This window comes from Diaphorobacter ruginosibacter, assembly GCF_014395975.1.
GTDB lineage: Bacteria > Pseudomonadota > Gammaproteobacteria > Burkholderiales > Burkholderiaceae_C > Diaphorobacter_A > Diaphorobacter_A ruginosibacter.
On the sequence record NZ_CP060714.1, the window covers coordinates 3,622,972 to 3,646,968 of the forward strand.

Here is a 23,997-nt window from a genome sequence, read left to right on the forward strand (position 1 = left end):
CCAGGGCTTCAGCGCCCCGCCGGCCTCGAAGCCCCGTCCATCGGCACAGGCCTGCAGACCGGTGCGGGAAGTTGCGACGCATCGCCCTGGGCCTCGATACGGCGTGCCTGTTCGGCAAGCTCTGCCGCTCCCATGCCGGGGTCACAGTCGGGCAGCCCTGCGGCAGCGGCATTGACTTCCGGAGGCGCCGCTTCCTGCATCCTCTTGGCCTGGGCCGCCGAACGCTCCGCACTGCGTGGCGACAGGTCACCAGGCACGCTGCTGGAGCGCTCTTCCCTGTCCGCGGCGGCCGGTGCCGCCGATGGCGCAACCGACGCACGCGCCGGAGCACGATCAGGCGCGGGAACCACCGGCGCCGGCGCAGCCCGTTCGGCGTTCGCAGGAGCCGGGGACGACGGGTATGTTGCCGCCGGCTCCGACGTCTCCATCTGCGGATCCGCCGGAGGCTGATCGAATTGCTGCATGACCAGCCACCCGACCAAACCGATCACCGCCAGGCTGCCCAGGGCATGGCGCAGCCAGTGCCGGTCGTTCGCGGCCTCGGTCCCCTGCCGTGCCGCTGGCGGGGCGGCAGCAGCCCCACTCGCGCGCTGCGCCGCCTTCTCGCGTGCATAGGCCAGGATACGGTCACGCGCTTCCTGCGATGGCCCTCCATCCACCTCCACGCCCTCCTCGTAGAGCGCACGCAGAGCATCCCGTCCGTCGGCTCCCGGCGTCGAGGTTCCGTGGGGCGTCGTGCGATCGGTCATGCAAGCACCTCCAGCGCCTGTCGCAGTTTGGCGCGTGCATAACGCAAGCGCGTCTTGGCGGTTTCCGGCGGCACACCGGTGGCGGCCGCAATGTCCGCGACACTCAGGTCGCCCTCTGCCTGCAGCAGGAAAGCGGCGCGTTGTTCCGCGGGTAGCTCGGCCAGCGCCGCGAGCAGCGCGCGGGCCAGTTCCTTGCGCCCCTGCCATCGTTCGGGTTCGAAACCGGAATGGGCGAACAGCGTCTCGGCGAGGCGCCTCGACTCCGGCGAGTCATCGTCCAGGCTTTGCACCTTTCTGTGGCCACGCCAATGATCGACCAGCTTGTGGTGCGCCAGCGTGAACAGCCATGTGGAAAACCGGGCCTTCACCCGGTAGCCGGGCGCCGCGTCGACCACGGCGAACCAGACCTCCTGCCCCAGATCGTCGGCCAGCGCATGGTTGCCCGTGTTGCGGAACAGGTAGCGCCAGATCCGCAGGCTGTGGCGGTCATACAGGCGCTCGAAGGCATCCGCCCGGCCGCCCGCATAGGCCAGCATCAGCGCTTCATCCTCAAGAGCATCCAGCGATTCCACCATGCCCGCGATTATGCAAACGCCGCTGCATGGCCGCCCGGGCTGTGGAGAAAATCGCACAGCACCGGGCCATGCCCGCTCACCAACGTGGTGGGTCGGGAACATAGCCGTTGCGACCCGATCCGGGAAACGGATCGGGTACGCGCTCCCCGCGCGGAGCGCGTATCACGCCACGCGCCACCAGATTGGCATGGCTGTCGTAGCGAATGCGCACGATCTGCTCGGGATGGCGCGTGGCCGGCTCGAAGTCGACGGTCACGGTGCGCGACGTCTCGATCGCGCCGTGACCCGTGCCCAGGCTCGGCGAGCGCTTGGCAGTGGCCTCCGCGGCCTTGCGCTCGGACGCGCGCGGGTCAGCGGCAGACGGCGCCGGAACCGGGATGGTGGACTCCATGGACGACTCGCTGTTCGCGCTGCGGGCGTCTTCCCGTTCCTCCAGGGCCGGCCCCCTGAGAGGGGTCCATGGCGGCTCGACCGCGACCGGTGCCGGACGCTCGCGGAACAGCGCCACGCCGATCACGCCCACGTCACGCGGACGGCCCGTGCGGCTCGCGTAGGACGCCGAGCTCTCCGAAAAATAGAAAGCCGCCACCTCGCTGTCGCTCTTGCGCCACCCATTGATGCCCCAGTTCTGCCAGGCATCGAACACGTAGCCGTCACGCGGCGCGGCCGAGGCTGTCTTGCCGGTGATGGCATTGACGCCGTCCACGCTGACCACGGCCATGATGCGCTCACCGGTCTGGTTGGTGATGTCCACCGAATAGCTGGCACCCGGCCGCCCCGCCACCCAGTACTCGCCCTGGTGGCGATGGATCGTAAGGCGCTGGCCCGTGTGGCGGTCGACGATGCGCACATCGGCCAGCGTGGCGGCCCGTGCACCGGCGCTGGGAACGGCTGTGCAGAGCAGGATCGAGCAGGCCAGCCACGAGGAGAGGCTGCGGAGGGTTGTGCGGTGGTTCATGGTGTTCACTCCCGAAAGTGGATGAAGGACATGTCCACTGAATCGGAGCAACCACCGGAACGGGGTGAAAGTCGATTAAAAAAATTCTTCGGGGAACACCGGGTCGCGGATTCGCGCGGCGATTGGACGGGCAGCGCCTGGCCCGTGCGAGTCTTCTGGGGGAGGTGCGGGAATCCGGCACCTCCCGGGAGACTCAGGCATCTTCCGCGCCGCGGTGCTCGTCCAGCCCCAGTTCCTGGATCTTGCGCGTGATGGTGTTGCGGCCGATGCCCAGGCGCTGCGCCGCCTCCATGCGGCGGCCGTGCGTTTCATGCAGCGCCGTGCGGATCAGGTGCGACTCGAAGCGGCGCGTGAGGATGTCCCATACCTCGGGACGGCCCTCGCGCAGCAGGTGGCGCGCCTCGGCCTCGAGACTCTGCTCCCAGCCTGCCTGCGGCTGGGCCGGGGCGTGGTCCATGGATGCAGAAGCCACCATGGGTGCTCCGGGCTGGGACGGCACAGCGGCAGGGCTTGCCGCCTCGGGCAATTCCACCATCGATGACGGCAAAGCCTGCTGTGGTGCCATGCCCATGCCTGCCATCGCGGAGGGCACCGTCTCGGGAGAAGCGGGCACGGCCGGAGCCTGGAGCACCTCGGGCGGAAGGTCCTGCACGGAGATCACCTGCGCTGGCGCCATCACGCTGAGCCAGTGGCAGATGTTCTCGAGCTGGCGAACGTTGCCGGGGAACGAGAACGCCTCGAGCCGCGCCAGCGCCGCCTCGGAAATGCGCTTGGGCTCCACGCCCAGCTGGCGCGCGCTCTGCTGCAGGAAATGGCGCGTGAGCACCGGCACGTCCTGCTTGCGCTCGCGCAGCGCGGGCAGGCGCAGACGAATCACGTTCAGCCGGTGGAAAAGGTCTTCGCGGAAGGCGCCATCCTTGACGCGGGTCTCGAGATTCTGGTGCGTTGCCGCGATCACGCGCACGTTCGACTTGACGGCCGCATGCCCGCCCACGCGGTAGAAATGGCCGTCCGACAGCACGCGCAGCAGACGCGTCTGCAGGTCGAACGGCATGTCGCCGATTTCGTCGAGGAACAGCGTGCCGCCATCCGCCTGCTCGAAACGCCCCCGGCGCTGCGCCTGCGCGCCGGTGAATGCGCCGCGCTCATGGCCAAAGAGCTCGCTCTCGAGCAGGTCCTTGGGAATGGCGGCCGTGTTGATGGCCACGAACGGGCCGCCCGCCACGGGCGAGTGCTTGTGCAGCGCGCGCGCGACCAGCTCCTTGCCCGACCCCGATTCACCCGTGATCAGCACGGTCACCGAACTCTGGCTCAGGCGGCCGATGGCGCGGAACACGTCCTGCATGGCCGGCGCCTGTCCTAGGATCTCGGGTGCATGGGTCTGCCGGTCTTCGGCCACCTGCTCGCGCTGGCTTTCCTCGACGGCGCGGCGGATCAGTTCCACGGCCTTGGGCAGGTCGAAGGGCTTGGGCAGGTACTCGAACGCGCCACGCTGCAGCGCCGACACGGCCGAATCAAGATCGGAATAGGCCGTCATGATGATGACCGGCAGGCCCGGCTGCAGCTCGCGCAGCTTTTCGAGCAGTTGCAGGCCCGAGCCTCCCGGCATGCGGATATCGCTCACCAGCACCTGCGGGCCGCTGTGCTCGGAATCACCGGCGGCAATGTCGGCCAGGGCGTCCAGCACTTCGCGCGGGTGCGAGAAGCTGCGCGTGGGCAGGTTCTCGCGGGCCAGCGCCTTCTCCAGGACGAAGCGGATCGAGGGGTCGTCGTCTACTATCCAGATCGGCTTCATGTGCGTGTTCTTCCTTGTTGAAAGGGGCCCGGGAGCCCCGTTGATTTCCAAGGACCTCAAGGCAGCGGGATGAGGATGCGAAAGTCGGTGCGCCCTGGCGCACTGTCGCATTCGATCAGGCCGTGATGGCGCTGCACGAACGTCTGCGCAAGCGTCAACCCCAGGCCCGAACCGCCATCCCTGCCGGTGACGAGAGGATAGAAGATTCGCTCCTTGATCGTCTCCGGCACGCCTGGTCCGTTGTCGATCACATGCAAATCCAATGCCAACCGATAACGTTGACGACCAAATGTTACCTGCCGGGCGACGCGTGTGCGCAGGGTGATCTGCGCATCGCCCGCCGCGATGCGATCGGTCAGGGCCTGCGCCGCGTTCTGCACGATGTTGAGCAGCGCCTGGATGAGCTGTTCGCGGTCGCCGCGGAATTCAGGAATGGAGATGTCGTAGTCCCGCCGTATTTCGAGCCCTCGCGGAAACTCGACCAGCACGAGGGAGCGCACGCGTTCGCAGACCTCGTGGATGTTCACGTCGCCGACCTGGTGCGGATGGCGATGCGGAGCGAGCAGCCGGTCGACCAGGCTCTGCAGCCGGTCGGCTTCGTGGATGATGACCTGGGTGTACTCCTGCAGATCGGGCGAGGGAAGGTCCATCTCCAGCAGCTGCGCCGCGCCGCGGATGCCGCCCAGCGGGTTCTTGATCTCGTGCGCCAGGTTGCGGATCAGTTCCTTGTTGGCAAGCGCCTGTTCGCGCAGCCGTTCCTCGCGATCCTGGCGGGCCTGTGCCTCCAGCGGCCAGCATTCCACGAGGATGTCGCCGCCCTGCTCCACGCACGAGAGATTCACATGCACGGGGAGCGGATCCTGCGGCACGCGGCGCAGGCCCGACTCGAACCGCAGCGCCGCGAAGTCCTGCCCCTGCGCACCGGCCAGCGCACTGCGCATGATGCCGGGATCGGTGAAGTAGCTGCAGAAGTCGATGCCTTCGAGCGTCCGCCGCGACTGGCCGAGCGCGGTCTCCAGCGCCGCATTGGCGAACAACACCGAGCCGTCGGCGCCAAGCACTGCGACCAGCGTGGAGACAAGATCAAGCGTCTGGTAGCGCCCGCTCCCATGGCCAGTTGACGGACGGTGCCGCACGGATGGCTGCTCGAGAAAGCCAGCGGGGGAGATCAATGCGTCATCTGCCATGTCACACACCCCTATGAAACTGGCGCGGCCCACGCAATGGGCATGCTTCAGGCCAGGGCAGCCAAGCAAGGGCCGCCCCGCAGCGACGGCTGCGTCCCCCCTCCCGAATGGCGCAGCCATTCGAGAGAGGGGGGAAGGCGCGAAGCGCCTCAGGGAGAGTCAGGTCCGGGCGCGACCTATAAAACCGTCGCGCCCCAGGCCAGGGCAGCCGAGCAAGGGCTGCCCCGCAGCGACGGCTGCGTCCCCCCTCCCGAATGGCGCAGCCATTCGAGAGAGGAGGGAAGGCGCGAAGCGCCTCAGGGGGATCAGGTCCGGGCGCGACCTATAAAACCGTCGCGCCTCAGGCCAGGGCAGCCAAGCAAGGGCCGCCCCGCAGCGACGGCTGCGTCCCCCCTCCCGAATGGCGCAGCCATTCGAGAGAGGGGGGAAGGCGCGAAGCGCCTCAGGGGGGTGTTCCCTCATTTCAACCGCGAGAGCTCGCGCTTGATGCCTTCCACATCGGCCTCGGCACGCGTGAGATTGGCCTTGATCTCGGCGGTGCGCTCCGCATAGCCCTGCGGGTTGCGCATCTCCAATGCCGACTTCTGCGGGAAGCCGTCGTTGTATTCCTTCTTCAGGTCCTCGTAGCGGTTCTGGGCCTTCTTCAGCTCGGCGTCGAGAATGGCACGCGCATCCGAGTCACGGGCCTTCTGGTCGGCGGAGTCCACCTTGGGTGCGCCGGAGGGGGAGCTGGAAGAAGATGTGGATGTGGATGTACCGCGCGGCGCGGCCGAGCCGCCGCCCGAGGCCGGGCGCGAGCCCTGCAGCACGGTGACGTTGCCCCCTTCCACCACCTTGCAGCCGCGCTCCTTGGCTTGCGAGGCGTTGTTCGTGTACTCGTTGCCACAGCGGTAGATGCGGTCTTGCGACCAGGCCGTGGGCAGCAAAGCCACAGTGATGAAGAGAGCAGTCAGTGTTTTTTTCATGGGTTCCTCGCGCGACAGTCGCGACATTCGTCAGTCAGCCCTGCTTGGCCGGCAAATGGTCGTGAATCTCCATTTCGGTAGCCAATCGCAACCTTCCGACAATAACAGAGCTCCAGTCAATGACCCCGAAAGGCCACGATCGTTCCTCCAGAACCGTTGCGTCAAAGGAAAAATGGTGGCCGCCAGGCATGTTTTTCTCATCCCATGCCCCATTGAAAAAGCGGCCCGCAGGCCGCCTTTTTGCATCTCGCCGCAGGCCGCCTTCGGAATTCAACGTTCCGGCGCCGTCCGCGGCTGACTCGTTGCAGGAGATTACAGCGAGTAGTACATGTCGTACTCGACCGGGTGAGGTGCCATGCGGAAGCGCTGCACTTCGGTCATCTTCAGGTCGATGTAGGCATCGAGCATGGAGTCGGAGAACACGCCGCCCTTGGTCAGGAAGCCACGGTCGGCGTCCAGCGCCTCCAGGGCCTGGTCGAGGCTGTGGCAGACGGTCGGCACCAGCTTGTCCTCTTCCGGCGGCAGGTGGTACAGGTCCTTCGTGGCGGCTTCGCCCGGATGGATCTTGTTTTCCACGCCGTCCAGGCCCGCCATCATCAGTGCCGAGAAGCACAGGTAGGGGTTGGACAGTGGATCGGGGAAGCGTGCCTCGATGCGGCGGCCCTTCGGGTTCGCCACGTAAGGAATGCGGATCGATGCCGAGCGGTTGCGCGAGCTGTAGGCCAGCTTGACCGGTGCCTCGAAGCCGGGAACCAGGCGCTTGTAGCTGTTGGTGCCGGGGTTCGTGATGGCGTTCAGTGCACGGGCGTGCTTGATGATGCCGCCGATGTAGTACAGGGCGAACTCGGAGAGGCCTGCATAGCCGTCGCCGGCGAACAGGTTCTTGCCGTCCTTCCAGATGGACTGGTGCACGTGCATGCCGGAGCCGTTGTCGCCAGCGTAGGGCTTGGGCATGAAGGTCGCGGTCTTGCCGTAGGCGTTGGCCACGTTCCAGATCACGTACTTCATCTGCTGGGTCCAGTCGGCGCGCTCGACCAGCGTGCTGAACTTGGTACCGATTTCGTTCTGGCCAGCGCCAGCCACTTCATGGTGGAACACTTCGACCGGAATGCCCAGGGATTCGATGATCAGCGACATCTCGGCGCGCATGTCCTGCGTGCTGTCGACTGGAGGCACCGGGAAGTAGCCGCCCTTGGTGGTGGGACGGTGGCCGCGGTTGCCGGTGTCGAACTTGGTGCCGGTGTTCCATGGTGCTTCGTATTCCTCGATCTCGAAGCCGACCTTGCCGGGCTCGTTCGTCCAGCGCACGCCGTCGAAGATGAAGAATTCCGGCTCCGGACCGAAGTAGGCCGTGTCGCCGAGGCCGGAAGCCTTCAGATAGGCTTCAGCGCGCTTGGCAATCGAACGTGGATCGCGGTCATAGGCCTTGCCGTCGGAGGGCTCGACCACGTCGCACTGCAGGAACAGCGTGGTTTCTTCGAAGAAGGGATCGATGTTGGCCGTGTTCGGGTCGGGCATGAGCTGCATGTCCGAGGCTTCGATGCCCTTCCAGCCGGCAACGGAAGAACCGTCGAACGCGTGGCCCGAAGTGAACTTGTCTTCGTCGAAATGCGAGACGGGCACGGTCACGTGCTGTTCTTTGCCGCGGGTGTCGGTAAAGCGGAAGTCAACGAACTTGACTTCGTTTTCTTCCACCATCTTCATCACGTCTGCAACGGTCTTAGCCATTAATCTTCTCCAAGGAATGAGAGCGTATTGATAACAGAATCCTGATTAGCAGAATGTGTGCCAGATCGGCCCACCATCTGCACCAGAAGGGTTCGGCACGGGTCGCCACGATCCGCAGGCGTTCCACATGCCCATGCATTGCACCATATTGGTGCAATATTGCATTTTTTTGGCGAGATCATCGATTTCGCACCATTTCGGGGCCTAACTCCGCCCCGGTTTTGTGCAGTGCCTCCACCAGCATCCGCCAAGCTGCGGGCACGAGGGCTGCGGCCCCCTTGACACCCAGCTCGATATGCCGCCCGTGTTCGGGATGGTCCACGCTCGGCAGGCTGAACACCTTGATGCCCGGGAAGGCCGCCTCGACCTGCACCATCAGCGGAGTGAGCGTGGATTCCATCGCCCGATAGACGACCACCGAATGTTCGGTCTGGGGCTCGCGGTGGAACCACTCTGCGCAGTAGTGCTCGAGCGCCCACTCGATCATCGGCCAGGCCATCACCGGAAAGCCTGGTACGAAATGCACCATGCCGCCGCTCTTCGCGCCATCGCAGGTGAAGCCGGCGATCTTGTTGTAGGGGTTGGGAATGATCCGCGCGCCTTCGGGGAACATGCCCATGTTCAGGCGGTGCAGGTTGTCCGCCCGCTCCGGCTCGTAGGGCTTGCCCTCCTCGCGTGCCACGTCGCGCATGCGCTCGCGGATCAGCTCTGCCGCCTGCGGATGCAGCGCCAGCGGCCGGTCCAGCGCGGCCGCCGCACACTGGCGCGTGTGGTCATCGGGCGTGGCGCCGATGCCCCCGCAGCTGAACACCACGTCGCCGCTCGCGAATGCCTCGCGCAAAGCGGCGGTGATGCGCGCGGGATCATCCCCCACGTAGTGGGCGTAGGACAGGGACAATCCGCGCGCGGCCAGCAGTTCGATCACCTTGGGCATGTGCTTGTCTGCACGCTTTCCCGAGAGGATTTCGTCGCCGACGATGATGAGTCCGAATGCAGGCGTCACGGGTGTCCGTTCCAATTGAAAGGCTCAATTATTGCCCGGCTTGATGTCCGATGAGTCATCGGGCAATGCGGAGTGCGCGGGTGGGGTGAGCGCGGCCGGCGGCGTCGCGTCGACAACGGCCGGCTGCACCGGGTTGGCTGGCGCATCGATCACCAGTTCGCTCCGCTCTCCGCGCAGGCGCTCCAGCGCCGCCAGGCAGTAGTGGGTGAACCACAGCGACGAGAATGCAAAGACCAGCGTATAGATCCAGATGGCAACGGGGATCAGCACCAGGAAGGCCGCGGCAAACACCACGGCCGATGCCCAGACGAGGCTCGGGGCTGCGCCCAGAAACCCGCAGACCACGCCGATGCCCAGCAGGCTGTAGCGATGGCGTGCAAAGAGCTCCTTGCGCTCCTCCTTGCTGGCATGCTCGGCCAGCGCGTCGAAGCTCATTACGCGGTAGGTAAGCCAGCCCCAGATCAGCGGAGGCAGCACCAGGATGAGCGGCGGAACCAGCCACAACGGGGACGAGACGACGAGAGCCAGCAGAGCGGCCACCGTCGAGACGGTGGACCAGACCACGCTGGCCACCATCGAGCCCCCCTTCTTGCGCACCAGCAGGGGAAAACGGCGAGCAGCCACGAGGTTGACCAGGGCGGGAGTCATGAGCACCGCGACCAACAGCAGCGCGATCAGGACGATCACGGGAATGGCCGCCAGCACCACCAGGAGCGGCGCCAGCGTGCCAGACGCGTTGTCCCAGCCCATGCCGGAGAGCCACGTCCACAGGCTTCCCAGCCAGGTCGCATTGCCAAGGAACTGCTCCGTGGCGGCCACCGCGGAATGCCAGAAGAAATAGCCGCCGATGCCGGAGATCACGGCAATCAGCACCAGCGGCAGCAGCGACAGGAAAATGACGCGTGGAATCAGGCAGTAAGCCGCCGCGCGCCAGAAGGAATCGAACAAGGATGACATCTGCATGGCTCCAAGAATAGCCTCTGCCGCAGCCGACCGGGGTCAGCCTCGGCCCAGCAGCCGGAGAATTCCTAGCCATTGCTGTGACCAGAACCCTTCCCCATAGTTTCGCACCTTGCCGTCCGGACCCGGTTTCACCTGGTCGTCAACGCCGGTGGGGTCGTAGCGCAGCTCGAAGTTGGCGGTCCTGAAAAGCATGTCCCACAGCGGCAGCAGCACCCCGAAATTGCACCCGCGCGCCAGCTCGATGGAACGCGGAAGCGATGGGGCCGGCAGGTGCGAGTCACCGATGCGGGCCTCGACGAGCGATATCGCGTGGTGGCGCCGGTGAAAGCGCGGACTGATCCACAGCCGCTCGCCGATGCGCCCGAACCAGATGCGGGCATTGGCATGGTGCAGGTTCTCGCTGAGCTGCGTGATGGCCACGATCGCCACGAACTGCCCCGGTGCCACCCCGATGAGCTGCGCGACGACCACGATGATCACATCGCGGATCACGTCATCGAGCAGGTGATTGCGGCTGTCCGACCATTTGGTCATCTGGCGCTGCGAGTGGTGCAGCGAGTGCAGCTTCCACCACCATTCGAAGCGATGCTGGCCGCGATGGATGAGATAGTCCACCAGGTCGAACACCGCCAGATAGATCAGCAGGCTGACCAGCGGCAGATCGGTCACGCCCGGCCAGACCATGTCGATGTTGTAGGTGCGCAGGCCTTGCACACGCAGCATGCCGAACAATTCATCGAACAGCGGCGTGAGCGTGAAGAACAGCCCCAGCCGGAACAGTCCCAGCCGGTGGACCAGCGTGTAGAGGATGTCGGTGCGGATGGCGCGGCGGTCGGTCACCGCCTCCACCGGGCGCCAGCGCTCGAGCGGCCCGATCACCGCCACGATCACCAGCACCTGCAGCAGCCCGACCAGCAGCCAGCCGGTGGCGTCATAGCCGTCTTCCAGCAGATTGGCCATGCCCGCATGGAACATGACCGGCTGGATGACGGTTTCAAACAGCCATTGCTGCACCGAGTTGAAAAGCGAGGTCAACCATTCCACGATTCAGTTCCGTCCATTCACACTGCATGCGGCGCATGCCGATCACTGCCTGCGCGTCCACGCGGCATAGTCCGGATGCTCGCGCAGCGTGCGAAAGCAGAAGCCGCGCTCCTTGAGCCCCTTGATCAGCGGATCGAGCACCGCCGGCGCCCAGGGATCCTGGCGTGACCAGATGCCCAGGTGCGCGAGCAGGATGTCGCCGCTGCGGATGTTCTTCAGCGCCTGGTCGAGCAGGCGCTGGTTCGGATACCGGTCGCTTGGCAACTCATCGCCCAGGAACCCCGCGGGAGCCCAGCCCACGTGCGCGTATCCACAGGACCGGGCGGCCGCCAGCAGTTTCTCCGAGGTCTTGCCGCCGGGCGCGCGGAACAGCGGCAGCGGTGGCTTGCCGGTCATCTCGCGCAACCGATCCTCCGAGCGGCGGATTTCCTCGCAGTACTGCGCCGTCGTCATGGTGAACGACTGACCCGCACGCGGTCCGGCCGACGGCTTCACCTTGAACGACAGGTCATGGCCCTTGGCGATGTCGCCACGCCAGTAGACGTGATCGAAGGTATGCGATGCGAACTCGTGCCCCTCGGCCGCCCTCGCCTTCCACCAGGGCGCCCATTCGGCATCCATGCTGGAGCCGCCCGACTTCGTCGGCTCGTTGGCCGCGAAAAAGGTGACGTTCACTTTCTCGCGCTTCAGCACCTCGGCGATCAGCGGTGCGACGCCCATGTGTCCGGTGTCGAAGGTCAGGTACACCGGCCTGTCGCAGGCGGTGCCCGCCTGCGCGGACAGGGAGAGGGAGGCCGCACCGGCGGCGATCACGGCAGTCAGGGCAACGAGGGAGGGGGACAGACGCGAGGACATGTTCCACATGACTCCGGCGGCGCCAACAAGTTCAGCGCGCCGCGTGATGCAGCGTCCAGACACCGTGGGGCGACTTGCCCACGTTGACCGATCGAACCACCTTCTTCTCATGCGTGTCGATCACCAGCAGCTTGCGTGCCCAGCGAGCGCCCACATAGATGTAGCGGCCGTCGGCGGATACATCCATGCAGTCGGGGCCGCCCGGCGCCGCATAGCTCTCCACCGCCTGGCGCGAGGCCATGTCGATCTTGCTGATCGTATTGGCCACGCGGTTGCTTACGTAGATGTGCTTGCCGTCGCCAGCGCCGCGGAATGCATGGGCACCCGCTCCGGTGGGAATGATCTGCACGCTGCGCGCGGGCTGGTCGCCGGAGATGTCGAACACCTCCACGCCCTTGCCGCCGGTCAGGCCGATGAACAATGTCTTGTCGTCGGGCGATCCGTACAGGTCGGCGGGCATCGGCCCGGTCTTCACGCGCCACTTGAGCTTCTGCGTGGCCATGTCGATGGCCACCAGTTCGTCGCTGTCCTGCATGGTCGAGTACACCGTGCGGCTCTTGCTGTCGATCCACAGGTGGCTCGGGGTCTTGCCGGTGGGCACGCGCTGAACGAGCGTCAGCTCCTTGCCGTCCCAGCGATAGAAATCGATATGGTTCAGGCGGTTGGCCGCCGTGATGAACCACTTCATGTCCGGACTGAACCGCAGGTGGTATGGATCCACGATGCCCGTGACCACGCGCTGCACCTGCGCCGTTCGCGGGTCGACAAAGGTCAGCGAATCACCCAGCGCATTGGCAATGACCAGCGATTTCTCGTCCGGCGTGAGATACAGGTGATGCGGCTCCTTGCCCGTGGCAAAGCGCTGGGATTCGGCCCAACTGGCCGGATCGATGACGCTGACGTTCGCATCAAGGGAGTTGAGCACGAAGACCGGCGGTGCCGGTGGCGGATTCGCGGCTTGCGGGTTTGCCATGGCACCCAGTGCGCAGAATGCGGCCAGCAGTCCGACGCCCGCTTTCTGCCAAATACCAAAGTTCACAAATCACCTCTTGAAACGCCTCGCCGCAGCAGTCTGCCAACCAGAGGCAGCGCCCACAATGCCATGTCCAGCGAGGCTCGCAGTGTACGCGCGCCGCCCCGGCGATGGGACGGAAATCCGTTCAACGCGATCAGGATGTTGCTGTGAGTAGACGCAGCTCTTCCGCGGTCAGCCAGCGCCACTGCCCAGGCGCCAGGTCGGCGGGCAGATCGAAGCGCCCCATGCGCGAGCGGTGCAGCCCCTCGACACGATTGCCCACCGCCGCGATCATGCGTTTGACCTGGTGGTACTTGCCTTCGGTCAGCGTCAGGTCGAGCGTATGTTCGTCCACGATGTCGCAGGCCGCCGCCTTGACCGGCTTGGGATCATCGTCCAGCACCACCCCGGAGCACAACCTGGTTGTCTGCTTCTCGTCCACCGGATGCTTGCAGGTCACGCGGTACACCTTGGGTACATGCTTCTTGGGGGACGTCATCTTGTGGATGAACTGCCCGTCATCGCTGAGCAGCAGCAGGCCGGTCGTGTCCTGGTCCAGCCGCCCCACCGCCTGAAGCCCCTGCACGGCGCCCTTGTTGGGACGCTGGCGCAGTTGTGCCGGCAGCAGCGAATAGATGCTGGGATAGGCCGAGGGCTTCTGCGAACACTCGGTTCCGGCGGGCTTGTTCAGCAGCGCATAGCCCAGCCGGTGGTATTCCCATTCGACGCCCTGCACCCGAAAACGCAGGCCTTCGGGATCGACCTCGCGCGTCGAGTCCTGCTCCACGGCCCACGCCCCCGCCTGGGCGTCGAACAACTCCACCCATCCCTGCTGCACCAGCCCCGAGCACACCCTGCGCACTCCAAAGCCCTGCGAATACAACATGTCCTGCAACTGCATCACTTGAAAATTTCCCAACCGAACCTGAGATCGTCACCGCGTCTGCGGCAAAACGCAGACTGTAGCCGAGTTCCCGCTCCTGTCACCGAGCGGCCGCCGTTGCCCGCACGCGCGCTGCAGCTTGCTCCAGGTCGCCCCACGCGGCCTTGTCCGGCGCAAAGCGCTGGCGCATGTAGCCGGCCAGCTCCGCGATCTGGCGGTCATCGAGCGCATCGCCGAAGGCAGGCATGAAGCCGTTGTCCACCACCGCCGGGTCCTGGGAGCCCTCGATGATGGTGCGCAGCAGGTTGTCGGGGCGATCGCTGTGCAGGTTGGTGTTGAGCGCCAGCGGAATGTTGGCCCCGAACAGCCGCGGTCCGTCGCCGTCATGGTGGCAGGCGCCGCAGGCCTGATCGAACATGCGCTGCGCACGGCTGCCCCGCAGTTGCACCTGTGCCTGCCGGCTGCGCTCGCGCGCCTGTGCAGCCAGCTCGTCCGCCTGCTGCGCCGAGGTTTCCGGTTGCAGCGAGGCAAGATAGTGCGCCATCGCGCGGATGTCCTCCTGCGGCACCTGCTGCAGCTGCTGCACCACGGGCGCCATGGCGCCGGCGGCCGTACCGTGCTCCGCGCTGTAGCCTCTCGCCAGGTACTGGTAGAGCGACGCCTCGGTCCACGGCACGGGCGACTTGCCGAGCGCGTTGAGCGCCGGAGCCTCCCAGCCCTTGACCATCGCGCCACCCAGGTAGCGGATGCCCGTGCCTTCGGCGCCGAGTGCGTTGCGCGTGGTGTGGCAGGCGCCGCAGTGGCCCACGCCGTTGACCAGGTAGGCGCCCCGATTCCATTGGGCCGAGCGTGCCGCATCGGCCACAGGCTCCGCACCCGGCGTGAGGTACAGCGCATTCCACAGCCCCAAGAGTGAACGCTGCCCGAAGGGGAACGCCATCTGCGCGGCTGGCGTCGTCGCGCTGGCCGCGGGCTGCGTCATGAGGAAGGCATACAGCGACATCAGATCGTCGTCGCTCATCCTGCTGAACGAGGTGTAGGGAAACGCGGGGTACAGATGCCGGCCGTCGCGCGAAATGCCTTCGCGCATCGCACGCTGGAACGCGCCAAACGACCAGGTCCCGATGCCGGTCTTCGGATCGGGCGTGATGTTGGTGGAGTGGATCACGCCGAAGGGCGTCTGCATCGCCCGCCCTCCGGCATTGACCGCGCCGCCCTCCACCGTGTGACAGGTCATGCAGTTGCCAAGCGCAGCCAGCTCCTTGCCGCGCGCGATCGCGGCCTTGGAGAACAGCGCGACGTCGGGTGCCGCGATGGGTGCGATCTGCGCGCGAGCCCCGAACAGCGACGCTCCCACGCCGACCACGCCCGCAACGAGCGCCCCTGCCGTGGCCCAGAGCCCCTTGCGCCGGATCCAGGGCACTGCGGCAGGGCCGCCGGCAAGGCCGATCTGCAGCGCCGCGTCGCGCCGCAGGGAGGCCGCCGCGTGCCCGTCCTCCGGCACACCGGAGGCATCGGGCAAGGGGTTGAGCGCGGCACGGATCTTCTCCGCGGTGAAGGGCGGCTCGCGAAAGCGCACACCGGTGGCATCGAAGATCGCGTTGGCAATGGCCGCCGTGCCCGGCACGGAAGACGATTCGCCCGCGCCGAGCGGCGGCTCGCCCTGGCGCGGCATCAAGGTCACCTCGACCACCGGCACCTCCCGGAAATGCAGGATCGGATAGCTGCCCCACTCCCGCGCAAGGGGAATGCCCAGCAACGGATCGACAGGCACCTCCTCCTTGAGAGCGCGGCTCGTGGTCTGCAGAACGTTGCCATGCACCTGATGCTGCACGCCGGCGGGATTGACCATCAGCCCCGCGTCATGGCCGACGACCACGCGGCTCACATGCACCTCACCGGTCCGGCGATTCACCTCGACATCGGCCACCCACGCCGCCCAGGCTGCGCCGAAGCCCGGGAACTTGCTGTGGATGTAGCGCGCATAGGCAAGGCCCTGTCCCTTGAGGATCTCGCCCTCGCTCGCCTGCTGCTGCGGCCGCTCATGCGCGATCCAGCCCGCCTTGGCCGCGGTGGCACGCAGCAGCTCGGCCGCGCGTTCATCCTTCAGGTGACGCAGCCTGTAGTCGAGCGGGTCGACGCCCGCGGCGGTCGCCAGCTCATCGATATAGGACTCGTGCGCGAACGAGTTGGGCAGCGCGGACACCCCCCGCAGCCACGATGCGCGCAGGATGGGCGGCATGTCGTTGGCGGCAACGCGCATGTGGTCATAGGCATAGGGTGGCACCGACGTGCGGTCACCCATCTCGAACGCCTGCGAGGTGGCAGCCACCGTACCCGTGAGCAGCAGCGCCAGCGTGGGGGCTCCGTTGCTGGGATACGAGGTCTGGAAGTCATAGGCGGCAGGTGATCCATCGTCGTTCAGGCCACCCTGTACCTGCATGAGCTGCGCCGCGCCCTTGGGCTCCCACAGATGCTCCTGCTCGCGCGTGAGCTGCACCCGCACGGGCCGCCCCACCGCACGCGACAGCAGCAATGCATCGGCCGCCACATCATCCGCGCAGTTGCGCCCGTAGCAGCCCGATGCTTCCATGCGCACCACGGAGATCTGCGCCGGAGCCACGCCCATCAGCCGCGCGAGGTCGCTGCGCAGCACATGCGGATTCTGCGACCCGGCCCACACCGTGGCCACCTCGTCATGGACAGGCGGCTGCAGGCCTGCGGGCAACGCCCACGATGCCACGGCGCACGAGGGGCCGATGGACGCATGCAGCTGATAAGGCCAGACATAGGTACGGGGCATGCTTGTTGCAGCAGAGGCCAGTGCCGCATCGACATCGCCCTGGTCCATCAGCACGCGCCGGGTGGAAGGATGGGAGCGCAGCGCGTTTTCCGTCCGATCGACACCCGGCATGCCGGGCCAGGGCTTCCAGCGCACGACCAGCTCGCGCATGGCCGCCTCGGCCTGCTCCTCGCGCTCCGCGACCACGCCCACGAAATCCCGCACGACCACGACGGCCACCACTCCGGGGATGTGGGCAATCGATTGCTCGTCGACGCCCTCCAGCGTGTTGCCGACGAAATCGCCCGCGTCGAGCCCCGCATAAGGCGGCCGGATCACCCGCCCGTGGAGCATGCCGGGCATGCGCATGTCGTGCACGAAGGTGCTTTCGCCGAACGCCTTGGCCGGAATGTCCACGCGCTCGGTGGACTGGCCGACCACCCGGTAATCCTGCGGCGCCTTCACCGCCACATCCGTCCGCAGATGCTGCTCCAGGCACTGCCCGCCAAGCGCGGCCAGCGCACTGCGCCATCCGCCCTGAGCCGCCACCCACTCGAGGGCCTGCGCCGCAGCCTGCCGCAGCGGCACCGCATGGATCTGGATGGATGCGCTCGCGATGGTCGCGCCCTGGTTGGGCACGCTCGACGTGCTGCCCATCACCATCGCCACGCGATCCGGCAACAGGTCGAGCTCCTCCGCGACGATCTGCGTGAGCGCCGTGCGCAGCCCGGTTCCCAGGTCCACATGCCCCGCAAAGCCGGTCACGCTGCCGTCATCCCAGAGCGCCAGCAGGATCTCCGGTCCTTCCAAAGGATCGGCCGCGACGAAGGTGGGCTGCCCCGGCGAGGGCGCCGCAGGCGGCGGCACGATACGCGAGATGAGCAGCACGCCGCTCGCGCCACGCAACTGCGCACGCGTGTAATGCGCCTCGAATGCGCGCATCACGCCACTCCCCAATCCTGCGGGCATGCCTGGCCGGCCGCCATGGCCGTGGCGGCAAGATGCACCGCCTGCAATATCTCGAGGTGGGTTCCGCAGCGGCACAGATTGCCCGACAGCTCCGCACGAATCTCCGCCTCCGTCGGCTGCGCGTTGCGGCGCAGCAGTGCGGCGGTGGTCATGATCATGCCGTTCAGGCAGTAGCCGCATTGCGCGGCCTGCGCCTTGATGAAGGCGCTCTGCACGGGGTGCGGCCGCTGTCTCGATCCCAGCCCTTCCAGCGTGGTGATCTCGCGCCCGTCAAGCCGGTGCGCAGGCATCGTGCACGCACGCGCGGCGACGCCATCGACAAGCACCGTGCATGCCCCGCACTGCCCCAGGCCGCATCCATACTTAGGGCCATTGAGACCGCAATCATTGCGCAGCAACTGCAGCAAGGTGGTTGCTCTCTGCGATGAAGCCGGTGCATCGAACTGCCGATCCTCGCCATTGATCCTCAGGTGAAAAACCTCTGCCTGCATGCCGTCATCCCTCATGCCGTGCGCCCCTGCCCAGGACCGCGCACCCGGTTATCTGTCGCCTACGTTTCGGCCCGCTTCGATTCGTCCCATGCGCGTCGATCCGCTTCAATCCGTCTCCATGCCGCTGATGCGGCGCAGCAGCGCGATGAGCTCACTGCGCTCCTGCGCGTTCAGATCGCCAAAGGTCACTTCAGAAATCTCACGCGCAAAGGGAACGGTCCTGGCCGTCAGCACGGCCCCCTCCGGGGTAAGCGACATCCTCATGTGGCGGGCATCTCCGGGCTCGTGTTTCGCATCGAGCAGTCCGCGCCATTTCAGCCGCTCGACAATGCCGCGCACCGACGGCTCATCGATGGCGGTCGCGCGCGCGATGTCCGCGATCTCGCATCCATCGTGGTCGCGCACGGTGCACAGCACCACGAACTGCGTGGGCGTGAGCGTCGCATCCGGCACGGTTTCCTGGAATATCGCCATGTGCCTCTGGTATGCACGGCGCAGCAGATGGCCGATCTGCTCGGAGAACTGGTAGTCGTCTGACTTCGTGGCACCCATGTCTCGTCTCCTTGTAATGCAACTGAACCGACATTTCCACCTCGTGCGCCAGTGCCATGAACCCGTGCACCGGCAACGCCGCGCGCGTCCATCAAACGCTCAGGTAGGCGCGACGCACTTCTTCATTCGCAGCAAGCTCGAGCATCGTTCCGGCAAACCGGATCTGCCCTTTTTCCAGCACATAGGCGCGATCGGACACCAGCTCCGCAAAGTGCATGTTCTGCTCCGACAACAGAATGCTCACGCCCTGGGCCTTGAGCTCCAGGATCATCTGCGCCATCTGTTCGACGATGACCGGCGCGACACCTTCGGAAGGCTCGTCGAGCAGCACCAGGTAGGGATTGCCCATGAGCGTGCGAGCGACGGTCAGCATCTGCTGCTCGCCACCGCTCATGCTGCCGCCCGGGCGATCCGGCATCTCGCCAAGATTGGGAAACAGGCGATACAGCCGCTCGGGCGTCCAGAGCGGTGCGTCGCTGCCGTCGGGCCATTTGCGCGGCTTCTGCCGCCCCACTTCCAGGTTCTCGCGCACCGTGAGGTCGGTGAACACGCGCCGGTCTTCGGGAACGAAACCGAGACCATGCGATGCGGCCGAATGCGGCGGGCTGTGCGAGATGTCGCGGCCCATGAACGAGATCGTTCCGCTGCGCTTGTCCAGCATGCCCATGATGGCCTTGAGCGTGGTCGACTTGCCCGCGCCGTTGCGTCCCATGAGCGCCACCACCTCGCCGCGGCGCACATCGAGGCCGACATCGAACAGGATCTGCGCCGCGCCATACCAGGCACGCAGCGCATGCACTTCGAGCAGCATCGCCGCGTTGTCGTGGGTTGCCTCGGTCTGGTCCATCACACGCTCTCCATCTGCTTGCGTTCCTTCTCGAAGGTCTTGCCGCTGCCGAAATAGACCTCCTGCACCTTGGGGTGTGCGCGGATCTCCTCGGGCCGTCCCTGGGCAATGAGCCGACCGCGCGCCAGCACGATCATGCGATCGGCGTAGGCAAACACCACGTCCATGCTGTGCTCGGTGAACAGCACGGCCATGTTGCGCTCCACCACCAGCTTCTTGGTCAATGCCATCAGTTCGTTGCGTTCCTTGGGTGCCATGCCCGCGGTGGGCTCGTCCATGAGCAGCAGCTTGGGGGCATTCGCCATGGCGATGGCCAGCTCCACGCGCTTCACGTCGCCATAGGCCAGCACGCTGCAGGGCCGGTCGGCCTGCTCCGCCATGCCCACCTTGTCGAGCAGGTCCAGCGCCTGCGTGCGCTTGTAGTCGGCCGCCTTGCGCCAGAACGAGAACAGTTTGCGATCGGCGGACAGCAGGGCCATCTGCACGTTTTCGACCACCGTGAGCGATGCAAAGGTTTCCGCGATCTGGAAGGTACGCCCCACCCCCAGGCGCCAGATCTCTCGCGGCTGCAGGCCCACCAGTTCGACACCATCGAGCAGGATCGATCCGCTGTTGGCCTGCAGTTGGCCATTCACCATGTTGAACGTGGTGGACTTGCCCGCACCGTTCGGCCCGATCAGCGCCAGCAGCTCGCCGGCGTGCAGCTCGAAATCGATGCCGTCAACGGCCTTGACACCTCCGAACGACTTGCCGAGTCCGGTCACTTTCAGAAGACTCATGCCTTGTGCCCTCCCGTCGCATCGCGGCCGCCATACACGAGCTGGCGCACGAACCCGGCGATGCCCTGCGGGAACAGCAGCACCAGGATCAGGATGATTGCGCCCAACATCGCACGCCAGTAATCGGTGTTGCGCGAGACGGCATCCTGCAGCCAGGTGAACGTGGTCGCGCCGACCACCGGCCCCGACAGCGTCTGCACGCCGCCCAGGAGCACCATCACGAGCGCATCGACCGACTTGCTCACATGCATCACATCGGGCGAGATGCTTCCCTTGGAGAAGGCGAACAGCACACCGGCCAGGCCCGCGAACGCACCTGCGACGATGAAGGCCGCCCATTGCACTCGCTTGACGTGGATGCCGATGGCGTCGGCGCGCAATGGTGAGTCGCGCCCGGCGCGCATTGCATAGCCGAATGGAGAGAACAGGAACCTGCGCAGCAGGAAGATGCCCAGCGCGGCAAGGGCCAGGCAGAAGTAGTAGTAATTGCCCTTCTCCGTCAGCCACTGGGCGGGCCACACGCCCGTCAATCCGTTGCTGCCGCCGGTGAAGTTGTCCCACTGGTAGACGATGGCCCAGGCGATCTGCGCAAAGGCCAGCGTGAGCATCGCCAGGTACACGCCCGAAAGCCGCACGCAGAACCATCCGACGATCAGCGCACCCAGGCCCGCGACCACGGGCGCCAGCACCACGGCCACCTCCATGGGCAAGTGCGCCGAGCGCACCAGCAGTGCTGCGGCATAGGCGCCCAGGCCGAAATACGCCGCGTGGCCGAAGGAGTGCATGCCCGCGGGCCCCATGATGAAATGCAGGCTGGTGGCAAACAGCGCCGCCACCAGCAGGTCCGTCATCAGGACCGTCATGTAGGGCGAGCTCTTGGTGAGCAGCGGCAGCGCGAGCAGCACCACGGCCAGCAGCGCCACGGCGGCCTTGAAGAGATTGTCCGCCGGGCGCAAAGGGGCCTCGGGCTGGCCCAGGTTGCGGCTGGGTGCCTGCCTGCGCCCCAGCAGTCCCCAGGGCCTGATCACCAGCACCACGGCCATCACCAGGAACTCCACGACCAGCGTGAGCTTGGAGAACGACACCGGTATGCCGAAGATCTCGACCATGCCGATCCAGATGCAGATGGCCTTGAGCTCCGCGACCAGCAGGGCCGCGACGAAGGCACCGGGAATCGAGCCCATGCCGCCCACCACCACGATGACGAAGGCGGAGCCGATGGTGTTCAGGTCCATCTCCAGGTTCGCGGGCTCGCGCGGCAGCTGCAGCGCGCCGCCCAGGCCTGCCAGCATCGCGCCCAGGGCGAATACCGCCGTGAACAGCCAGGCTTGGTTGACGCCCAGCGCACCCACCATCTCGCGGTCCTGCGTGGCGGCGCGCACCAGGGTGCCGAAGCGCGTACGTGTCAGCAGCAGCCAGACCAGGCCCAGCACGATGGGCCCCACGACGATCAGGAACAGGTCGTAGGTCGGAAACTGCCGCCCGAGGATCTCGATGGAACCCTCCAGTCCCGGTGCCCGTGGCCCGAGAAGCTCCTCCGGCCCCCAGAGCCAGAGCACCGCGTCGCGGATCACCAGCACCAGGGCGAAGGTGGCCAGCAACTGGAACAGCTCGGGCGCCTTGTAGATGCGCCGCAGCAGCACGATCTCCACGAGCGCACCGATCACACCCACCGCGATGGCCGCGAGCGGCAGGGCCATCCAGAAGCCCACATTGCCGGTGAGCCACTCCACGAGCGAGTAGGCGACGTAGATGCCCAGCATGTAGAACGACCCATGGGCGAAGTTGACGATGCGCGTCACGCCGAAAATGAGCGACAGCCCGGCCGCCACCATGAACAAAGATGACGCACCAGCCAATCCATTGAGAAGCTGAACGACAAGGCCTGAAAGCTGCATCTCACCACCACTTGAAAAAAGGACTCAAGCCCGCTCGCCGGACCTCTCGGGCACCGGCGAACGAGCGGATGCCGAACCGCCCGCGCGTTCAGCCTGCGGGACGCATTTTCTTCACTTCTTCATCCGTTGGCTGGAATTTGGCTCCATCGAGATAACGGTAGTCCACCATGATGCCCTTGCCGTTCTCGTTGCGGGTCCTGCCCACATAGCCGCCCATGGTCGACTGCTGGTCCTGCGTGCGGTACATGATCGGCCCGAAGGGCGTGGACACCTGCAGCCCGCGCAGCGCCGCGATCATCTTCTCGGTGTCGGTGGACTGTGCTTTCTTGATGCCTTCGCCGATCGACATGATCGCGGAGTAACCCACCACCGAACCCAGGCGCGGATAGTCCTTGAACCGCTTCTGGTAGGCATCGACGAAAGCCTTCTGTTCGGGCGTCTGGATGCTGTACCACGGATAGCCGGTCACGATCCAGCCGTTGGGGGTTTCGTTCTTCAGCGGGTCGAGATACTCGGGCTCCCCGGTCAGCAGGCTCACCACCTCGCGGTCCTTGAAGAGGCCGCGTGTATTGCCCTCGCGCACGAACTTGGAGAGGTCGGCGCTGAAGAGCACGTTGAAGATCGCGTCGGGCTTGGCATCCGAGAGCGCCTGCACCACACTGCCCGCATCGACCTTGCCAAGCGGCGGTGCCTGCTCCGCGACGAACTCCACGTCGGGCTGCGCCGCCTTCATGAGTTGCTTGAAGGTTGCGGCGGCCGACTGCCCATATTCGTAGTTGGGATAGACGAGCGCCCAGCGCTTCTTCTTGAGCGCCGCGGCATCGGGCACCAGCATGGCCACCTGCATGTAGGTCGAAGGGCGCAGGCGGAACGTGTAGTGGTTGCCGTTCTGCCAGACGATCTTGTCGGTCAGCGGCTCACCTGCAAGGTACAGCACCTTCTTCTGCTTGGCGAAATCGGTCAGCGCCAGGCCCACGTTGGAGAGAAACGCGCCCGTCAGCACGTGCACCTGCTCGCGCGAGAGCAGCTCCTCGGCCATGCGAACGGCATCGCCCGGGTTGCCGTTGTCGTCGCGGCTGATCAGCTCGACCTTCTTGCCGAGCAGGCCGCCCGCAGCGTTGATCTGCTCGACCGCCAGATCCATGCCCTTCTTGTAGGGCTCCAGGAACGCCGGCTGCGCCTTGTAGCTGTTGACCTCACCAATCTTGATGACATCCTGCGCCAGGACCGGCGCAGCGAACGCCATCGCCCCCAGGGCCAGGCCTGCTCCGCTCAGGGCCGCCCCGCTCAACCTCCACCACTTTTTCTCGCTCATCGTTGACTCCATGAAGAAAAACAACCGTTGAAAAAGCACTCCAGGACGTTGTTCAGCGCAAGCCGTCCTCACCCTTGATCTCTCCCACCTGCAGGCCGCCAATGCGCGGCAATGGCCGCCCCGAATCGGTCACCACCACCGCGACCACGATCTCATGGGCACGTGGCGCATCGCCCACGCGGGCCTCCATCGCATCGAAGTGGCTGCGCACGAAGGCCGCATCCTTGTGGCCGAGCGGCACGTCGATGGCCGTGCCCAGCCCGCCGCGCTTCTTGCTCGAAGGCACCAGTGCCGCGCCCTTTTCCACGGCGTTGCGCAGCGGCGCACCGAGCTTGGGGTGCAGTATGGCGGCAGCGTGCTCCAGTTCGCCACCCTCACCGACGATCGCCGCCTTGCCGTAGCTTTGTGCCTCGCCCGGTGCAATTCCGAGCGCCTTCACGCAGCGCTCGCCGAGCAGTGCGCCCAGCTCTTCACCGATGGCGATCAGTTCATCCAGGTTCTCCGAATAGCGCCCCGCGTAGGGATTCTCGATCACGGCCATCGCGAGCGCCTTCCGCTTCGGGGGCGTGATGGCCTGCCCCATTTCCAGGCGGGTTTCCTCGACTTCGACGACGAGCTTGCGGATCTTTGCAGACATGTTGTTC

The 23,997-nt window shown here is 66.0% G+C and carries 21 protein-coding genes; all 21 read right to left on the reverse strand.

The genetic code is table 11. From position 1 onward, the window contains the following. Positions 1-8: 8 nt before the first annotated feature. Entirely contained in the window at positions 9-749 is a 741-nt protein-coding gene (locus H9K76_RS16495) for a hypothetical protein (RefSeq protein WP_187596427.1), read from the reverse strand. Then, positions 746-1,324, reverse strand: a complete 579-nt coding sequence (locus H9K76_RS16500; RefSeq protein WP_246475068.1) for a sigma-70 family RNA polymerase sigma factor — start codon at positions 1,322-1,324, stop codon at positions 746-748. Before H9K76_RS16500 ends, H9K76_RS16495 begins: the two co-directional genes overlap by 4 nt. A gap of 76 nt (positions 1,325-1,400) precedes the next feature. Beyond that, positions 1,401-2,282, reverse strand: coding sequence for a hypothetical protein (locus H9K76_RS16505; protein WP_187596428.1), 882 nt, complete (start codon positions 2,280-2,282; stop codon positions 1,401-1,403). Positions 2,283-2,475: 193 nt separating this feature from the next. Continuing rightward, positions 2,476-4,077, reverse strand: a complete 1,602-nt coding sequence (gene ntrC / locus H9K76_RS16510; protein WP_187596429.1) for a nitrogen regulation protein NR(I) — start codon at positions 4,075-4,077, stop codon at positions 2,476-2,478. A gap of 56 nt (positions 4,078-4,133) precedes the next feature. Continuing rightward, positions 4,134-5,264, reverse strand: a complete 1,131-nt coding sequence (gene glnL / locus H9K76_RS16515) for a nitrogen regulation protein NR(II) (RefSeq protein ID WP_187596430.1) — start codon at positions 5,262-5,264, stop codon at positions 4,134-4,136. 458 nt (positions 5,265-5,722) lie between these two features. Next, positions 5,723-6,229, reverse strand: coding sequence for a hypothetical protein (locus tag H9K76_RS16520; protein WP_187596431.1), 507 nt, complete (start codon positions 6,227-6,229; stop codon positions 5,723-5,725). A gap of 312 nt (positions 6,230-6,541) precedes the next feature. After that, entirely contained in the window at positions 6,542-7,957 is a 1,416-nt protein-coding gene (gene glnA / locus H9K76_RS16525; protein ID WP_187596432.1) for a type I glutamate--ammonia ligase, read from the reverse strand. 178 nt (positions 7,958-8,135) lie between these two features. Further along, complete coding sequence (locus tag H9K76_RS16530; RefSeq protein WP_187596433.1) at positions 8,136-8,960, reverse strand: competence/damage-inducible protein A; 825 nt, start codon at positions 8,958-8,960, stop codon at positions 8,136-8,138. A 24-nt stretch (positions 8,961-8,984) separates the two neighbouring features. Continuing rightward, positions 8,985-9,917, reverse strand: a complete 933-nt coding sequence (locus tag H9K76_RS16535) for an EI24 domain-containing protein (RefSeq protein WP_187596434.1) — start codon at positions 9,915-9,917, stop codon at positions 8,985-8,987. 42 nt (positions 9,918-9,959) lie between these two features. Continuing rightward, the gene (locus tag H9K76_RS16540; RefSeq protein ID WP_187596435.1) at positions 9,960-10,967 is read right to left on the reverse strand and encodes a sterol desaturase family protein; all 1,008 of its coding nucleotides are present in this window, start codon (positions 10,965-10,967) and stop codon (positions 9,960-9,962) included. Between the two features lie 42 nt (positions 10,968-11,009). Further along, positions 11,010-11,831, reverse strand: coding sequence for a polysaccharide deacetylase family protein (locus tag H9K76_RS16545; RefSeq protein WP_187596436.1), 822 nt, complete (start codon positions 11,829-11,831; stop codon positions 11,010-11,012). A 22-nt stretch (positions 11,832-11,853) separates the two neighbouring features. Further along, positions 11,854-12,804 (reverse strand): YncE family protein, encoded by a 951-nt coding sequence (locus tag H9K76_RS16550; protein WP_343066354.1) that lies wholly within the window; start codon positions 12,802-12,804, stop codon positions 11,854-11,856. A gap of 187 nt (positions 12,805-12,991) precedes the next feature. After that, positions 12,992-13,738, reverse strand: a complete 747-nt coding sequence (locus H9K76_RS16555) for a 16S rRNA pseudouridine(516) synthase (protein ID WP_187596438.1) — start codon at positions 13,736-13,738, stop codon at positions 12,992-12,994. An 82-nt stretch (positions 13,739-13,820) separates the two neighbouring features. Continuing rightward, on the reverse strand, positions 13,821-17,447 hold the full coding sequence (locus H9K76_RS16560; protein ID WP_425489612.1) for a molybdopterin cofactor-binding domain-containing protein: 3,627 nt from the start codon (positions 17,445-17,447) through the stop codon (positions 13,821-13,823). Beyond that, the gene (locus H9K76_RS16565) at positions 17,444-17,962 is read right to left on the reverse strand and encodes a (2Fe-2S)-binding protein (protein ID WP_187596440.1); all 519 of its coding nucleotides are present in this window, start codon (positions 17,960-17,962) and stop codon (positions 17,444-17,446) included. Before H9K76_RS16565 ends, H9K76_RS16560 begins: the two co-directional genes overlap by 4 nt. A 105-nt stretch (positions 17,963-18,067) precedes the next feature. Continuing rightward, a complete protein-coding gene (locus H9K76_RS16570; RefSeq protein ID WP_187596441.1) occupies positions 18,068-18,514 on the reverse strand; it encodes a MarR family winged helix-turn-helix transcriptional regulator in 447 nt (148 codons plus the stop codon). Between the two features lie 91 nt (positions 18,515-18,605). Next, positions 18,606-19,361, reverse strand: coding sequence for an ABC transporter ATP-binding protein (locus H9K76_RS16575; protein WP_187596442.1), 756 nt, complete (start codon positions 19,359-19,361; stop codon positions 18,606-18,608). Continuing rightward, positions 19,361-20,140 (reverse strand): ABC transporter ATP-binding protein, encoded by a 780-nt coding sequence (locus tag H9K76_RS16580; RefSeq protein WP_187596443.1) that lies wholly within the window; start codon positions 20,138-20,140, stop codon positions 19,361-19,363. Before H9K76_RS16580 ends, H9K76_RS16575 begins: the two co-directional genes overlap by 1 nt. Further along, positions 20,137-22,038 carry an ABC transporter permease gene (locus tag H9K76_RS16585; RefSeq protein WP_187596444.1) on the reverse strand — a complete coding sequence of 634 codons (1,902 nt, stop codon included), beginning with the start codon at positions 22,036-22,038 and terminating at the stop codon, positions 20,137-20,139. Before H9K76_RS16585 ends, H9K76_RS16580 begins: the two co-directional genes overlap by 4 nt. An 88-nt stretch (positions 22,039-22,126) precedes the next feature. Further along, on the reverse strand, positions 22,127-23,284 hold the full coding sequence (locus tag H9K76_RS16590) for an ABC transporter substrate-binding protein (protein WP_187600686.1): 1,158 nt from the start codon (positions 23,282-23,284) through the stop codon (positions 22,127-22,129). Between the two features lie 121 nt (positions 23,285-23,405). Beyond that, complete coding sequence (locus H9K76_RS16595) at positions 23,406-23,990, reverse strand: amino acid synthesis family protein (RefSeq protein ID WP_187596445.1); 585 nt, start codon at positions 23,988-23,990, stop codon at positions 23,406-23,408. Between the last annotated feature and the right edge of the window lie 7 nt (positions 23,991-23,997).

Coding starts and splice junctions, on each gene's coding strand:
- H9K76_RS16495 (WP_187596427.1), bottom strand. CDS start 749: ATGACCGATCGCACGACGCCCCACGGAACCTCGACGCCGGGAGCCGAC.
- H9K76_RS16500 (WP_246475068.1), bottom strand. CDS start 1,324: ATGGTGGAATCGCTGGATGCTCTTGAGGATGAAGCGCTGATGCTGGCC.
- H9K76_RS16505 (WP_187596428.1), bottom strand. CDS start 2,282: ATGAACCACCGCACAACCCTCCGCAGCCTCTCCTCGTGGCTGGCCTGC.
- ntrC (WP_187596429.1), bottom strand. CDS start 4,077: ATGAAGCCGATCTGGATAGTAGACGACGACCCCTCGATCCGCTTCGTC.
- glnL (WP_187596430.1), bottom strand. CDS start 5,264: ATGGCAGATGACGCATTGATCTCCCCCGCTGGCTTTCTCGAGCAGCCA.
- H9K76_RS16520 (WP_187596431.1), bottom strand. CDS start 6,229: ATGAAAAAAACACTGACTGCTCTCTTCATCACTGTGGCTTTGCTGCCC.
- glnA (WP_187596432.1), bottom strand. CDS start 7,957: ATGGCTAAGACCGTTGCAGACGTGATGAAGATGGTGGAAGAAAACGAA.
- H9K76_RS16535 (WP_187596434.1), bottom strand. CDS start 9,917: ATGTCATCCTTGTTCGATTCCTTCTGGCGCGCGGCGGCTTACTGCCTG.
- H9K76_RS16545 (WP_187596436.1), bottom strand. CDS start 11,831: ATGTGGAACATGTCCTCGCGTCTGTCCCCCTCCCTCGTTGCCCTGACT.
- H9K76_RS16555 (WP_187596438.1), bottom strand. CDS start 13,738: ATGCAGTTGCAGGACATGTTGTATTCGCAGGGCTTTGGAGTGCGCAGG.
- H9K76_RS16565 (WP_187596440.1), bottom strand. CDS start 17,962: ATGCAGGCAGAGGTTTTTCACCTGAGGATCAATGGCGAGGATCGGCAG.
- H9K76_RS16570 (WP_187596441.1), bottom strand. CDS start 18,514: ATGGGTGCCACGAAGTCAGACGACTACCAGTTCTCCGAGCAGATCGGC.
- H9K76_RS16575 (WP_187596442.1), bottom strand. CDS start 19,361: ATGGACCAGACCGAGGCAACCCACGACAACGCGGCGATGCTGCTCGAA.
- H9K76_RS16580 (WP_187596443.1), bottom strand. CDS start 20,140: ATGAGTCTTCTGAAAGTGACCGGACTCGGCAAGTCGTTCGGAGGTGTC.
- H9K76_RS16585 (WP_187596444.1), bottom strand. CDS start 22,038: ATGCAGCTTTCAGGCCTTGTCGTTCAGCTTCTCAATGGATTGGCTGGT.
- H9K76_RS16590 (WP_187600686.1), bottom strand. CDS start 23,284: ATGGCGTTCGCTGCGCCGGTCCTGGCGCAGGATGTCATCAAGATTGGT.
- H9K76_RS16595 (WP_187596445.1), bottom strand. CDS start 23,990: ATGTCTGCAAAGATCCGCAAGCTCGTCGTCGAAGTCGAGGAAACCCGC.